The sequence below is a fragment of the Rothia sp. HMSC068E02 genome, from assembly GCF_001813565.1.
In the GTDB taxonomy this organism is placed as follows: Bacteria; Actinomycetota; Actinomycetes; order Actinomycetales; family Micrococcaceae; genus Rothia.
The window spans coordinates 140,423-155,241 of the sequence record NZ_KV812882.1 but is presented as its reverse complement, the minus strand read 5'-3'; the positions used below and the strand labels follow the sequence as shown (position 1 = coordinate 155,241).

Here is a 14,819-nt window from a genome sequence, read left to right as displayed (position 1 = left end):
TTTAGGAGGTGCGCTGCACAATCTCGGTGGGACCGGTGCCGGGGTAGACCATACCAACGGCGTGTGCCTTGGAGAAGATTCCGTGGAGCGGGCCGAGGGAGAAGAATCCGCGGCGCTCATAGAGACGGGCACTATCGTAGGTCGATGCTTCGAGGTAGGCGGGGTAGTCGCCGATGCGTTCGGTACCGTAATCGAGTAGCTGCGAGCCGATACCGCGGCCTCGGTACTCTTCGAGGACACCAATGTTGAAGAGGTACCAGTGCTTGTACGCGGGGCGGTACTTGAGCAGGTGTAGCTCCATCAGGACTGCCCTCAGCAGGGTCTTGCAACCGAGTGCCTTGTAGTAGGCGCCAATCTGCTTGAGCTCGTTAGCGAAGGAACCCTCATGGGATTCAGGGGTGTTCCAGAGACAAACACCCACAATCTTGCCGGTAGAGTCGTCAATAGCAATGTCGATACGGCCGCGACCCTGGAAGTTGCCGTAGACCTGAAGGGTCATAATGGCGCGGAGCCTGGCGAGTTCCTGTCGGCGGCTACCGCCTGCAATGACTGCCATCATGGCGGGATCTCCGTCAAACGCGGCAATCAGGACTTCGAGCGCTTCGGCATATTCATGAGGCTCGGCGGTGCGGACAGCATAGGAAGCTGAGGTCATATTCACCCTTTACAAAAGCTTGAAACTATACATAAATATTAGCTGGATTATTCACTCCTGGCTAATAAATTCTGCCTTATCAAGACATTTTTCACGGTCATGCATTAATGTGTGCCAGCTTATATTGCACCATTATGCATAATTTTAGTGCATATTTATTCATATCTTTTTTGCATGTTTTTGCAGGAAAAATTGAACACCCCGCACCAACTCTAGGAAGAGGGGTACGGGGTGTACATCACGTTGAGGTTATCTACTCATTAAGAGTGCAGACTATGCGTTAGCCTTTGCCTTCAGTGCAACCTTCAGCAGCGAATCTGCGCTGGTCACCGATGCGCCCGAAGCCTGAACATCTTCAACCGAAGCAGCCGCCTTCTTGGCGTTGGTAATCACCATGGGGGTTGCCAGCGGGTAGCCAGCAGCCTTGATGGCGGGGATATCGAACTCAGCGATGACGTCGCCGCGCTTGACGGTGTCACCCTTAGCAACCTTGGGCTCGAAGTGCTTGCCGTCGAGCTCAACGGTGTCCATGCCGATGTGCATCAGCAGATCCAGGCCGTCCTCGGTGCGCAGACCGTATGCGTGGCCGGTAGGGAATGCAACGGTGATCTTGCCGTCAGCCGGTGCGTAGAGCTTACCTTCGGTGGGCTCCACTGCGGTGCCTGCACCCAGTGCGCCGGAGGAGAAGGTGGGATCCTTGACGTCAGCCAGCAGAACCACGGAACCGACCATGTGGGAACCGATTTCGACGCTCTCGCCAGCCTCAGATGCTACAGCGGCGGCGGGAGCTGCGGCAGCAGCTACGGTGGCAACGGGAGCGGCAGCAGCGGGTGCAGCGGGTGCCTCAGTGTTGCCAGCCTCAACCTTCTTACCCCAGATAAAGGAGGCAACGAAAGCGATAACGGTGGTCAGGATGAGGCAGCCGAAGAAGCCAGCCCAGCCCGCGCCGGTAGTGGGGCTAATGGAGGGGAAGCCGATGTAACCAGCGGCGCCCAGAGCAATTGCCTTCACATTCAGGATGGAAGCGACCATTGCACCGATACCTGCGGAAACAATAGCAATGTAGAAGGGCCAGCGCAGAGCCAGGTTCACACCGAACATTGCGGGCTCAGTAATACCCAGGAATGCCGAGGGTGCAGATGCCGAAGCAATACCCTTAATCTTCTTGTTCTTGGTGGTCAGCGCAACACCGGCTGCAGCAGCACCCTGCGCCACGTTAGACATCGACGCGACAACAAAGATGAAGGAACCACCGGTAGCCCACAGGCTCATCTCGATGGGCGGGAATGCCTGGTGCATACCGGTCATCACGATGAATGCGTAGAAGGTACCGAAGACCAGACCGCCGAGCGGGCCGGCAACGGTGTAGAGCCAGTTCACGCCCTCGCCCAACCAGGTACCCAGCTGGAACATCGGGGGACCGACCAGAATAAAGGTCAGGAAGCCGGTGATGAGGATGGTCAGAGTGGGGGTGAAGATGAAGTCGATGGTGCCCTTGAGGACCTTGTGGAAGAACTTCTCGATATTCGCCAGGATGAAGGCGACCAGCATAATGGGCAGCACGGTACCCTGGTAACCCGCTTGCTGAACCTGCAGACCGAAGAGGTTCCAGTACTTCATCGGGTCGGTGCCTTCAGCACCCGCCAGGGATGCTGCGACACTGTAGCCGTTCATTAGGGCCGGGGAAACCATCGCGGCACCCATGGTCAGACCGAGGTAGGGGTTACCACCGAAGACCTTAGTAGCGGAGAAGCCGACCAGCACGGGCAGGAAGGCGAAGGGAGCTGCGGAGAGCAGGTTGATGATGTCTGCAAAGTCAGCCCACTCGGGGTGCATTGCGATGAAGCTCTCGGGACCAAAGATACCCTTGGAGGTCAGCACGCTGTTGATTGCCATCAGCATACCGCCACCGACCAGAACCGGAATCAGCGGGACGAAGATATCAGCAATGGTCTTAATGAAGCGGGAAACGATGTTGCCCTGCTTGGAGGCGATTTCCTTGAGATCATCCTTAGATGCTTCGGGTGCGCCAGCGGCGATAAGGTGCTTGTGTACCTCGTTAACGTCGCCGGGGCCGACGATAATCTGGAACTGGCCAGCATTGAGGAAGCTGCCCTTAAGATCCTCGTCGTTGTCGATTGCTGCCTGGTCGACCTTGTCCTGGTTCTTCAGGACGAGGCGAAGGCGGGTTGCGCAGTGTGCGGCTGCAACGATGTTGCCGGCGCCACCGACGTCCTTCAGCACGCGCTGTGCCACTGACTTGTGGTCCACGCTCGCTCTCCTTTGTTTGGAGCACCACCGTATGATGCTTTGTAAATGGGGTGGGGTGACATGTCTGTGTGTGCATGTCATGTATATGTCATACGTTTGACATATCAGATGTAAAACATGGTATCACGGGAAAGTTCTTAAAAGCGAGGGCCCACTCTCCACACGGAGAGTGAGCTCTCAAACATATTCAGAAATTACCGGAAACTACCCGCATAGGCGGCTCCCAACGCCTAGAAAATGGCTTAGAGGCGGCCATACTCCAGGGACAGCACCTCGCCACCGGTCAGGCGGACGCGGCGCTTATCGCCCTTGAAGAAGGTGCGAGCGGTCATAACCTCAGCGCCCATGGAGGCAACCAGCTTGCCACCCACGTACAGTTCGGTAGCCGAACCGTCCACAAGCAGGTCAAACTCGCGAATCTTCGAACGCTTCAGGGTTCGACGGCGCAGGCTGCCACCCTCGGTGTAGCGGGTACCGCCACGGTCCATCTGCACAAAGTCCTTATCCAGAACGATGCTCAGTGCCACGCCGTGGGTGTCCTTGATCTTCAGCTTCACGCACTCGTCAGAGACGTTCACGCGGCCGCGCAGACGGAAGGTCAGGGCATTCTTCAGCTCGACGAGCTTACCCTTCTCCTCCTCGCGGTACAGCGGGGTCATCTTCATCGCGTCGTTCAGCTGCGGAACCGGGCGCTGGAAAATCTTGCCGTTGCGCAGGTGCAGCTCACGCGGGTAGGTGAACATGTGCACCCAGCGGTGGCTCCACGAGGGCAGGTCGTCCTGGTCAGCATTGCCCAGCCAAGCAATCATCACCGGGGCATCACCGCATACATCGTGCGGTGCCTTCGGGTCGGCGGTCAGGCCGGTACCGGAGATGGTCTGCGGTGCGTAGAACTCGAAACCTGCATCCAGCTCGGTGAAGGGGGTCTCCACAGTGAACTTGAGAGTCTCGTTATCCAGCGAGCCAACAATGTAGCCGCTCTGGAAAATGTTGTTGTACTTCTCGCCGAGGGGCTGCATGCCCTGCGGGCTGAAAATCAGCACGTCACGAATCTCGCCGGTCAGCTCATCGCGCATGCTCAGCAGGGAGGGGCATTCGTACATGTAGGTGCCCTTGAGGCTCTTATCCTTAATACCCAGCTCGCCGCGGAAGGTCCACTCGCGGCGGTCAGCGGAGGTGTACACGACCACGGCGCCGGTCTTGTCTTCACGCTGAGCACCAATAACCATCCACCACTCGCCGTTACGCTCAAAGACGTGCGGGTCGCGGTAGTGCGCGGTGTAGCCCTTCTCAGGGCCGGAAATCAGCGGGGGCAGCTGACGGGTCGGCTTCGCGTCCTCACCCGCAGTTGCGAGAATCTGGTAGGTTTCACGGTTGCCCTTCTCGTCCTTCACGTTACCGGTGTAGAAGAACTCAAAACCGCCGGGCACCTTGATGCCGGAGCCGGAGTAGCAGCCGTGCGAGTCGTAGCGGCTGTCGGGAACCAGGGCGGTACCCTCATCGGTCCAGTGGGTCAGGTCCTCACTCACGGCGTGGCGCCAGTAGACCATACGCTCCGGGTGCAGGGGCGAGTACTGGTAGAAGGCGTGGTAGCGCTTGCCGTCAAAGACCAGGCCGTTCGGGTCGTTCAGACGGCCCACGGGAGGGGCCAGGTGCAGTGCCGGGTAGTCGCGGTCTTCACGCACACCGGCGCCGAAGGCGTCCAGGATCTGCTGTGCTTCAGCCGCCAAGTCGCGGTCGGGTCGCTCGGTTGCGCTCTTCTTCTTTTTCTTCTGCTCGCTCATGTCTATCCGTTTTCGTGCAAGGGGAATGTCTGGGTTGTCTCATCCCATCATACGGCACCTCTGACCCGTTGCCGGGCTCTAGGAGAGAGGCACCACAGTGCTCTCAGCCTCTCTCAGTTGAGGCACAGGGTGGTCACAGGGGCCTCTTCGCCGTGGGCATCACTAGGTACTAACAAAAACACTCCGTAAGCTACCGGAGAAGGTAACCGACACTCCAAACATAATGCGAGCATAGTAAAGCCCCGAGACCGCCCCCGCCGTAATGTCGGGGAAGGTTCGGGGCTGTTAAATGCCGCGAGGCGGCGCATCCGATGGATGCACCGCCCGCGTAAGAATCGAGAAGAAGTCGATTACTTGAGGGTGATGGTTGCGCCAGCAGCCTCGAGCTGCTCCTTAGCCTTCTCAGCGTCTTCCTTGGAAACGCCCTCGAGCAGAGCCTTGGGAGCGCTGTCAACCAGGTCCTTTGCTTCCTTCAGGCCGAGGGAGGTCAGGGCACGAACTTCCTTGATCACTGCGATCTTCTTGTCGCCAGCGGACTCCAGGACAACGTCGAACTCGGACTTCTCTTCAGCAGCCTCGCCTGCTGCGCCGCCTGCTACAACTGCAACGGGAGCAGCTGCGGTGACGTCGAACTCTTCCTCGAATGCCTTGACGAACTCGGAAACCTCAACGAGGGACAGTTCCTTGAATGCTGCAATGAGTTCTTCGATGGACAGCTTAGCCATTGTTTGGCTCCTTCACTATCTGGTGCGGGCTGACGCCCGCGGTGTAAATCTTCAGTACCTACCCGAGAGGGTCGGTCAAATTTAGGGTGCGTTACACGCTATTCGCGTTCACGCTGCTGAGTATCTCAGCGCTGGTGCAGTAGCACGAAAGGGGCTTATGCCTCTTCCGAAGCCTCCTCGGCAGCAGCGGGAGCTGCGCCTTCCTGCTCCTCCAGCTTGACGCGCAGTGCGTCCACAACCTGTGCGATGCGTGCGATGGTAGCCTTTGCACCACCTGCAACCTTGGACAGCAGAACCTCGCGGGATTCCAGGTCAGCGTAGCGCTTGACGTCGTCCTCGGTCAGAGCGGCACCTTCGTAGTAACCGTTCTTCACAATCAGCTGGGGGTTAGCCTTGGCAAAGTCACGCAGGCCCTTAGCAGCATCGATCAGGTCGCCCTTGATGAATGCCAGTGCGGAGGGACCCTGGAGGTGGCCTTCGAATGCGTCGATGCCAGCTTCCTTAGCTGCGATAGCAGCCAGCGTGTTCTTCACCACGGCGTATTCGGTCTCTGCACCGAGTGCGCGGCGCAGCTCCTTGAGCTGTGCAACAGTGAGACCGCGGTATTCGGTCAGGATGACTGCGTTCGAAGCTTCGAAGAGTTCCTTCAGCTCGGATACTGCAGCGATCTTTTCCTGAGTCGCCATGGTAGTTCCTTCTTCCGATTCTTGTAAGGTCGCCGGTAGAGCCTCGAAGCATTTATTGCAAGCAATAAAAAATGCCCCGACGCGTAGGCGTACGAGGCACGATAGGCGGCACCTAAATCAGGGCAACGACTATTCACTTCGAGTTACCTACGCGGGCGGCGATTTCTAGTGAAATCTGCTCTTATCAGAACTCTGTTCTTCGTCTCCACCGAGGTGGCGATAAAGGACATAGTTCTAGACCGGCGGTCTTTGGTTCATTCATCATCTCAGGTTAAAGCCCGAGTCGCAAGTTAAAAACGCGATTAAGCGGGGTTAATCACTTAAAGCCCCTCTTTAAGTCGATTAACCCGCGCTTTCTCCCACCTAAAAGGCCCGGCTGAAAAACCCAGAAACCGTGTTCTAGAGGTAAAAGCGCTTTCCGTCCGAGAACAAGAAGCAGCGCTCAGCAGCCACCCCCAGGTGCACCTGCTCCCCTACGCTGAGCGAGGCGCCAATCAGGGAGGTGCCCTGCGCATCCGAGATAAAGAACTCAAGCTCCTGACCGGCACGCACTCGGGCACTCAACTCAGAATCCACCGAAGCCCGTCGAGATTCCAGAGGTAGGGACACCGCCTCTAACAGACGCGCACTGTACAGCATGCCGCCCACCAGATGGCGGCTGCCAAGCACCTGCACCGGCAGAGCATGAGCAGCGTCTGCAGCCACAGGGCACAGCGCGGTCGCACGAATCGCCAGCTCACACCCGGCAGGAAGCGACTCAGAATCCTCAAGATTCAAAAGGTTCAGCGCGGGCGCCGCCAAAAGCTTAGCCACCTGCAGAGTATGCGGATGCGCCAGCAGCCGCTCCGGAGTATCCACCTGCACCAGGTAGCCAGCATCCATCACCGCCACCCGCTGACCCAGCATGAGCGCCTCATTCTGATCATGGGTCACGTACAGGCCCGTAAAACCGTAACGCTCATGCAAGCGCACAATATCGGCGCGGATACTCGCGCTCATCTGCTCATCCACACTCGCCAGCGGCTCATCAAAAAGAACCACCGGGGCACGACGAATCAAAGCACGCGCAATACCCACACGCTGCGCCTGACCACCCGATAGCTGCGAGGGCTTACGAGACTCCAACCCCTCAAGCTTCAGAGCCTCCAGCAGTTCACGGTAGTAGTCCGCGTCAACCCGACCGGCGAACGCGCCCAGCCGGGTCGGGAACAGAATATTGTCCTTCACGCTCAGATGCGGGTACAGAATAGGGCGCTGAAACACCACACCCACCGAGCCGCGCTCCAGAGGCTGACCGGCATAAGTCACCCGACCGGCGCTCGGCTCCTCCAAACCGGCAATAATACGCAGCAGAGTGGACTTACCCGTACCGGAAGAACCCACGAGGGAAATCAGCTCGCCGGGGTGCACATCCAGGTCAATCTCATTCAGAACCGTCGTATCAGTGCCAAAGGTCTTAGCGACACCTCGAATACGCAGGCCTTCAAAAGGCTCCGCCGCGGCAGAAGAGTAGGATGCAGAAGTCATTCCCCCATTATCGCCGAAACTTGTGCCCGGCACGCGTGCAGAAGATAAGCACCGTCATAAAACAGCGCGCGAACCTCGCACCAGAGTCTCATGTGAGCGCCCTAGCTCGGTCGTACCAGCAAACGCCCCTTCAACGCCAAATGCAGCGTACCCACCCACAGGAAAATGAGGAAAGCCGTACCCGCCACCGTTAGCGCAGGACCCACCAACCCCAGCGAGCCAGCAGCCGTCAAGCGAATACCGCTCGCCGCCATGGAAGCCATACCGAACGAGAAACCCCACATGCTCATCGAGAAACCACCCTCAAGAGTCCACGGGAGCAAACGCATCAAGAAGAACAACTGCAGAATGCCATAACCGGTCAGCACCAAAAAGAACCAGTCCACCATACCGCCATTAGCCGCCAGGTACGCGTTACCACCCACAAAAGGCGGCGCCATCTGAATACCAATAATGCCGCGCTCCCCCTGAGGTAGCGGGGCCAGGGTGCGCAGGCGGCTCAGAATCGCGGCCTCGACACTGAACCACGAAATCAGACCCGCACCGAAGAAGAGCATCGCCATATCGTGCCACCCCACAAAACCCATCGCCGTAGCGGTCGCAAAATTTGTCGCCACAGTCGGCAGATACAGCACCGGCGAGGCAGCCTCAGGCACATACCCACCACGCCACGTACCGGCAATGCGGTGAGAGGCAAAGTACAGCTGCCCCACAGCTCCCAGCACCACCAGAGTCAGCGCCGGAACCTCCGCATACGGGTAGAGAGCCGCACCCACCTGCGCCGTCGTCGCCGGAATCAGCGAAAAGAAGCAGGTACGCGCCGGATGCTCCCAAAAACTACGCACCCACGCACGGTACTTCACCACCGAATGAATCAAAAACCCCACAAGGAGCAGCCACACCACAGCGTTAAAAGCCAGGATACTCTCCCCCACCCAATCAGGTGCCATTCCCTTCGACGCACCGGTACGCCAGGCAGCACCCAAAGCACCGGTGCCCAGCGCCACCGCAAAATAATTGACCGGCACGCTGAGACCGCGACGGGCGCTCTGCTCGTTCTGAAGGGAAGAAGGCATTAGGTTTTACCTCTCATAGTTGTAGGGCAGGATGGGGGCACGCAACCCCAATAGGTGTTTCGACAGCCCGGAACACGGACAAGGCCAAAGCCAGCCGGAGCCAGGACTCGGAGCCAGCAAGTCGCTCCATATTTTAAGCCTATAAAAAATCGCCCCCGACGCCTAAACGTCGGGGGCGATTACTAGCTAACGCTAGAAGCTACAGGTGCATACCTTAGGCAGCAACGGCAGCCGGATCAACGGGGATGCCGGGGCCGAAGGTGGTAGCAACGGTTGCCTTGGAGATGTAACGACCCTTAGCCGAAGAGGGCTTCAGACGGTTAACCTCTTCCAGAGCTGCCTGGAAGTTCTCCTCGAGCTGCTCAGCGGTGAAGGAAGCCTTACCGATGATGAAGTGCAGGTTGGAGTTACGGTCAACGCGGAAGTCGATCTTACCGCCCTTGATGTCTGCAACAGCCTTTGCAACATCCATGGTCACGGTACCGGTCTTGGGGTTCGGCATCAGGTTACGGGGACCCAGGATCTTACCCAGGCGGCCGACCTTGCCCATCATGTCGGGGGTTGCAACCGCTGCGTCGAAGTCAGTCCAGCCGCCAGCGATCTTTGCGATCAGCTCGTCGGAACCAACGTAGTCAGCGCCAGCTGCCTCAGCCTCAGCAGCCTTGGGGCCTGCTGCGATAACGACCACGCGAGCGGTCTTACCGGTGCCGTGGGGCAGGTTCACGGTACCGCGAACCATCTGGTCTGCCTTACGGGGGTCAACGGACAGACGCATTGCAACCTCAACGGTTGCGTCGGTCTTGGTGGAAGAGGTTTCCTTCGCCAGGGCAACTGCCTCAGCGGGGGTGTAGAGCTTACCCTCTTCAATCTTGGCTACAGCTGCCTTGTACGCCTTGCTGCGCTTTGCCATCTGCTTTTCTCCTTATGCAGTTGTGGTCTCGTGAGCCGCGCTCGGCTCTGCCACATCCCGTCCATACGACGGGCATTTACAAGTTCTGTGTAGAAAAATCTACGGTGCCGATTACTCGGCTATTCGGCGAGCCGAAATTACTCGACGGTGATACCCATGGAACGAGCGGTACCTGCGATGATCTTGGAAGCAGCATCCAGGTCGTTTGCGTTCAGGTCGGGCATCTTGGTCTCAGCGATCTCGCGCACCTGAGCCTCGGTCAGCGAACCAACCTTGGTGGTGTGAGGAACAGCGGAGCCCTTAGCAACGCCAGCAGCCTTCTTGATCAGCTGGGAAGCCGGAGGGGTCTTGGTGATGAAGGTGAAGGAGCGATCCTCGTAGACGGTAATCTCAACGGGGATGATGTTACCGCGCTGCGACTCAGTTGCAGCGTTGTATGCCTTGCAGAACTCCATGATGTTCACACCGTGCGAGCCCAGTGCGGGGCCGACGGGGGGAGCCGGGTTAGCGGCGCCTGCCTGGATCTGCAGCTTGATGAGGCCAGTGACCTTCTTCTTGGGAGCCAATGTAGGGTCCTTTTCTTAGCTGGGAACCGACGCACAGGAGCGTACGCCGGCAAGACGGTGACCGTGGCGCGGTCACCCGTGCATCCACATGAAAGCGTGACATGCGCATACACAAACCAATATTCTAGCGTTAATCAGCGACTTAATCCAGCGCCAGCTAGCAGAAAGATTAAACCTCGTCTGCACAACTAATGCCGCTTACAAAGCCGACACAAAATATGAGCCCCGCACCAACAGTGCGAGGCTCATATTCACACGCTAGAAGCGTTAAATCTTTTCGATCTCGGTGAAGCTCAAGGTCACCGGGGTATCGCGGCCGAAGACGGAAATCATCACGACAATCTGCTGGGACTCGCCCTTGATCTCCGAAACGGTAGCGTCCATGCCCTCGAAAGCACCGGACTTCACGCGGACATTCTCGCCCACAGTGTAGTCGGACTCGATAACGGGCTTGGAAACAGGCAGACCCTGGCTCTGCTGCTGCTCTTCGAAGACCGGCAGGAGCATGTCGAAGACCTCGTCCATGCGCAGCGGGACCGGGTTGTACGCATCCTGACCCACGAAGCCAGTCACACCGGGGGTGTGGCGGACAACGCCCCACGAGTGGTCGGTCAGTTCCATACGAACCAGAACGTAACCGGGAACACGCACGCGGCGGATGGTCTTCTTCACGGTGTTCTTGAACTCAACCACGGTCTCCATGGGAACCTGAACCTCGAAGATCTCATCTTCAGCTTCCAGGTTCTGGATACGGGTCTCGATACCGGTCTTCACCTTGTTCTCGTAGCCGGAGTAGGTGTGAACCACATACCAGTCGCCCATCTGACGGCGCAGCTTGGACTTGAATTCTTCCAGAGCGTCGACTTCCTCAGCAGCCTCAGCAGCTGCTTCAGCCACCTCGACAGCCTCGGTAGCTTCCTCAGCCTGCTGCTCAATAGCTGCAGACTCCTCAGTAGCCTCAGCAGCGGCTACCTCGACCTCTTCAATCTCGGATACCAGTTCCTGCTCGGACACGTCGCTCCTACTTTCTATCGTTAATCATCTAGAGGGGACTTCCACTCGCCAATGCGCTGAGGGAAATCACTGATGGGGCACCCCAGATAAGGATGCAACCAGTACTAGTTACGCTGAATCGTTCCGTTACCGAAAATCCAGAATGCTCCCTGGCCGAAAAGATAATCCAGACCAGAAATAAGAAGGAGCATCACCACGACGAAGAACAGAACTCCGAAGAAGTAACCAACCAGTTCACGTCCGGTGGGAGTAGTAACCTTCTTCAACTCCGCAATGACTTCACGGAGGAATGCAAAAATACGGCCGAAGAAACCGAGCTTCTTATCGCTCTTCGATGATGCGCCGGGCTTAACAACCTTCTCGGCGGTAGCAGACGATGCCATTTCTTCTGCCCCTTTCTGAGTCTAAAAAAGTACGCCCGGGGAACGGGCGTACAAAGATGTTATTGAGGCAATAAAAGCAGGGCGGACAGGACTCGAACCTGCAACCTGCGGTTTTGGAGACCGCTGCTCTACCAATTGAGCCACCACCCTTTGAAGCGTTAACTTCAGGTGTGAGAGTTGCTTCTCACGTGTCTACTCCTCCATTGCCTCCTAAGCCGTGGCTTTAGAGGGGCAAACAATTACACCCTTGCGGGTGCAGAACTAACTGTAAACCATCTTTCGGGGCTGATGCAACTTCAGAATGTAATATTTTTCGAAAAACCTCTTGAGATACCTTGACGAGGGGTTCCGGATCGCTACTAGTGGACCGTATCCTATTACAAGGAACGCCGCACACACCCGCGCCCATCACGCGCGGATTGGTCCCACACGTGCATTCCCATCACCTATTTCCTTGTCGACTTCACGCCGGCAGCGCACAAGAAGAAAGAGAAGAGAGCCCCATGGCGCGTATTTCAAGCCGCATCGGTGCCATCGCACCCTCCGCAACCCTTGCCGTCGACGCAAAGGCAAAAGCACTCAAGGCTCAGGGACGCCCCGTCATCGGTTTCGGCGCAGGCGAACCGGACTTCCCCACCCCCGCGCACATTGTGGACGCCGCACGCGAAGCGCTCAACGACCCCAAGAACTTCCGCTACTCCCCCGCCTCCGGTCTTCCCGAGCTGAAGAAGGCAATCGCGGAAAAGACCCTGCGCGACTCCGGCGTAGAGATTGACCCCTCCCAGGTTGTCATCACCAACGGCGGCAAGCAGGCGGTCTACCAGGCATTCGCAACCGTCATTGACGAAGGCGACGACGTCCTGCTGCCCGCACCCTACTGGACCACCTACCCCGAGTGCATTCGCCTGGCTGGCGGTAACCCTATCGAGGTTTTCGCCGGTAGCGACCAGCACTACAAGGTCACCGTCGAGCAGCTCGAAGCGGCCTACACCCCCGCCACCAAGGCGCTCATCTTCGTCTCCCCCTCCAACCCGACCGGTGCCGTCTACACCGAAGAAGAAACCCGCGCCATCGGCGAATGGGCACTTGCCAAGGGCATCTTCGTTCTGACCGACGAAATCTACGAGCACCTCACCTATGACGGTGTTCAGGCTGTCTCCATCCTGAAGGCAGTGCCCGAGCTCGCTGACCTGTGCGTCATCCTCAACGGCGTGGCAAAGACCTACGCCATGACCGGTTGGCGTGTGGGCTGGATGATTGGCCCGCGCGACGTCATCGCCGCAGCCTCCAACCTGCAGTCCCACATGACCTCCAACGTCAACAACATCGCCCAGCGCGCAGCTCTTGCCGCTCTGACCGGTCCGCAGGACGACGTGGAAATCATGCACGCCGCCTTCGACCGCCGCCGCCGCACCATCGTCGACGGCCTGAACGCTATTGAAGGCGTGCACTGCCCCGTACCCACCGGTGCGTTCTACGCATACCCGGACGTACGCGAACTGCTCGGCAAGGAAATCGCGGGCGTACGCCCCCAGACCTCCGCAGAGCTGGCTGAGCTCATCCTCGAAAAGGCTGAGGTCGCCGTAGTTCCCGGCGAGGCATTCGGCCCCAGCGGCTACCTGCGCCTCTCCTACGCCCTGAGCGACGAGGACCTGGCAGAGGGCCTGGCACGCCTGCAGAAGTTCCTCGGTCAGGCACGCGACTAGTTCCGTCTCCCTCTGAGCGCGCCTGCTAAACCTGCAATTCACCCGGTGGGAAGCGGTTCAGACGTGGGATAAACCGGTGCGAAACGATCAATCACAGGACTATTGACCGTTTTTTGCCCTAAAAACGGAGAATCCCACAAATATTTAAAAATATTTTTAAAACGAATGAGGCTTCCCGCATCTTTACAGATGTGAGGAAGCCTCATTCGCCTCTTCGGTGCGATAGGTGGGAAAGGGCGGCTATTTGTGTTTCGAACCCAAACATACAGGTACTAAAAACCTGAACTTTTCAGCACCAAAACGGGTGTTCCCACGGCTTTCCACCACTACCCACACAACCCAAACATCGCTAAAATAGAGACCAAGAGAACGACCTCCCGACCGGCGAACATTCGCGTGCCGAATTCGTGGAGGTCATAGTTATATACACGCGCGCACAACACCTAAAATGCGCAGACATTAGGAGCCAACCATGAAGATCGGTCTGCTTACTTCCGGCGGCGACTGCCCCGGCCTGAACGCTGTCATCCGCGGCGCTGTCCTCAACGGCGTCAAGAAGTACGGCTACGAGTTCGTCGGCTTCCGCGATGGCTGGCGCGGCGTCGTTGAAGGCGACTACATGGACCTGCCCCGCCAGAAGGTCCGCGGCCTGGCATCCCAGGGCGGCACCATCATCGGTACCTCCCGCACCAACCCCTTCGACGGCCCCAACGGTGGCCCCGAGAACATCGAAATCATGATGGAACGCCACGGCATCGACGCAATCGTCGCTATCGGTGGTGAAGGCACCCTCGCAGGCGCAAAGCGTCTGGCAGACGCAGGCCTGCCCGTCATCGGTGTTCCCAAGACCATCGACAACGATTTGCGCGCAACCGACTACACCTTCGGCTTCGACACCGCAGTGTCCATCGCAACCGAGGCAATGGACCGCATCCGCACCACCGGTGAATCGCACCACCGCTGCATGGTCGCAGAGGTCATGGGCCGCCACGTCGGTTGGATCGCCCTGCACTCCGGTATGGCTGCAGGTGCACACGCAATCCTGATCCCCGAGGTCAAGGTCTCCATGGAGCAGGTTGCAGAGTGGGTCAAGGAAGTACACGACCGCGGCCGCTCTCCCCTGGTTGTTGTGGCTGAAGGCTTCATCCCCGAAGGCTTCGACGACGTCATGGCAAACAAGGGTACCGAGAAGGACGGTCGTCCCCGCCTCGGTGGTATCGGTGAGTACATCACCCACGAAATCGAGAAGATGACCGGCGTCGAAACCCGTAACACCATCCTGGGCCACATCCAGCGCGGTGGCGCACCCACCGGCTACGACCGCGTGCTCGCAACCCGCCTGGGCATGGGCGCAGTCGACATGGTCGCTCAGAAGCAGTGGGGCAAGATGGTCTCCGTTCAGGGCACCGAAATCAAGTACGTACCCCTCGAAGAGGCACTGGACGGTCTGAAGTCTGTACCTCAGGAACGTTGGGAAGAAGCAGCCGTCCTCTTCGGCCGCTAAACCCCACAGCCT

13 protein-coding genes and 1 tRNA gene are annotated in these 14,819 nt (G+C 58.2%); 2 read left to right on the top strand and 12 right to left on the bottom strand.

What is annotated here, in order from left to right; all coding sequences use genetic code 11:
• Position 1 precedes the first annotated feature (1 nt).
• The 12 genes from HMPREF2919_RS02370 to HMPREF2919_RS02315 form a co-directional block, all read right to left on the bottom strand.
• Positions 2–655 carry a GNAT family N-acetyltransferase gene (locus HMPREF2919_RS02370; RefSeq protein ID WP_049349211.1) on the bottom strand — a complete coding sequence of 218 codons (654 nt, stop codon included), beginning with the start codon at positions 653–655 and terminating at the stop codon, positions 2–4.
• A gap of 273 nt (positions 656–928) precedes the next feature.
• The gene (locus tag HMPREF2919_RS02365) at positions 929–2,926 is read right to left on the bottom strand and encodes a PTS sucrose transporter subunit IIABC (protein WP_049349209.1); all 1,998 of its coding nucleotides are present in this window, start codon (positions 2,924–2,926) and stop codon (positions 929–931) included.
• Between the two features lie 242 nt (positions 2,927–3,168).
• A complete protein-coding gene (locus HMPREF2919_RS02360; protein ID WP_049353359.1) occupies positions 3,169–4,710 on the bottom strand; it encodes a glycoside hydrolase family 32 protein in 1,542 nt (513 codons plus the stop codon).
• Positions 4,711–5,060: 350 nt separating this feature from the next.
• A complete protein-coding gene (gene rplL, locus HMPREF2919_RS02355; RefSeq protein ID WP_005508362.1) occupies positions 5,061–5,435 on the bottom strand; it encodes a 50S ribosomal protein L7/L12 in 375 nt (124 codons plus the stop codon).
• A gap of 155 nt (positions 5,436–5,590) precedes the next feature.
• Complete coding sequence (rplJ, locus tag HMPREF2919_RS02350; RefSeq protein WP_005504882.1) at positions 5,591–6,121, bottom strand: 50S ribosomal protein L10; 531 nt, start codon at positions 6,119–6,121, stop codon at positions 5,591–5,593.
• A gap of 399 nt (positions 6,122–6,520) precedes the next feature.
• Positions 6,521–7,648, bottom strand: a complete 1,128-nt coding sequence (locus HMPREF2919_RS02345) for an ABC transporter ATP-binding protein (RefSeq protein ID WP_049349205.1) — start codon at positions 7,646–7,648, stop codon at positions 6,521–6,523.
• 101 nt (positions 7,649–7,749) lie between these two features.
• Positions 7,750–8,724 (bottom strand): TDT family transporter, encoded by a 975-nt coding sequence (locus HMPREF2919_RS02340; protein WP_049347325.1) that lies wholly within the window; start codon positions 8,722–8,724, stop codon positions 7,750–7,752.
• 214 nt (positions 8,725–8,938) lie between these two features.
• Complete coding sequence (gene rplA, locus HMPREF2919_RS02335; RefSeq protein WP_005504876.1) at positions 8,939–9,634, bottom strand: 50S ribosomal protein L1; 696 nt, start codon at positions 9,632–9,634, stop codon at positions 8,939–8,941.
• 137 nt (positions 9,635–9,771) lie between these two features.
• Positions 9,772–10,200 carry a 50S ribosomal protein L11 gene (gene rplK / locus HMPREF2919_RS02330; protein ID WP_005504870.1) on the bottom strand — a complete coding sequence of 143 codons (429 nt, stop codon included), beginning with the start codon at positions 10,198–10,200 and terminating at the stop codon, positions 9,772–9,774.
• A 267-nt stretch (positions 10,201–10,467) separates the two neighbouring features.
• Positions 10,468–11,214 (bottom strand): transcription termination/antitermination protein NusG, encoded by a 747-nt coding sequence (gene nusG, locus HMPREF2919_RS02325; RefSeq protein ID WP_049338063.1) that lies wholly within the window; start codon positions 11,212–11,214, stop codon positions 10,468–10,470.
• Positions 11,215–11,318: 104 nt separating this feature from the next.
• Positions 11,319–11,597, bottom strand: coding sequence for a preprotein translocase subunit SecE (gene secE / locus HMPREF2919_RS02320; RefSeq protein WP_012903011.1), 279 nt, complete (start codon positions 11,595–11,597; stop codon positions 11,319–11,321).
• Positions 11,598–11,674: 77 nt separating this feature from the next.
• Positions 11,675–11,747, bottom strand: a tRNA-Trp gene (locus HMPREF2919_RS02315).
• A 353-nt stretch (positions 11,748–12,100) separates the two neighbouring features.
• Between HMPREF2919_RS02315 and HMPREF2919_RS02310 the strand changes: the two genes are divergently transcribed.
• Positions 12,101–13,303: a pyridoxal phosphate-dependent aminotransferase gene (locus HMPREF2919_RS02310; protein WP_049349203.1), complete on the top strand. Its 1,203-nt coding sequence runs from the start codon at positions 12,101–12,103 to the stop codon at positions 13,301–13,303.
• Positions 13,304–13,775: 472 nt separating this feature from the next.
• On the top strand, positions 13,776–14,807 hold the full coding sequence (locus HMPREF2919_RS02305; RefSeq protein ID WP_049347329.1) for a 6-phosphofructokinase: 1,032 nt from the start codon (positions 13,776–13,778) through the stop codon (positions 14,805–14,807).
• Positions 14,808–14,819 lie beyond the last annotated feature (12 nt).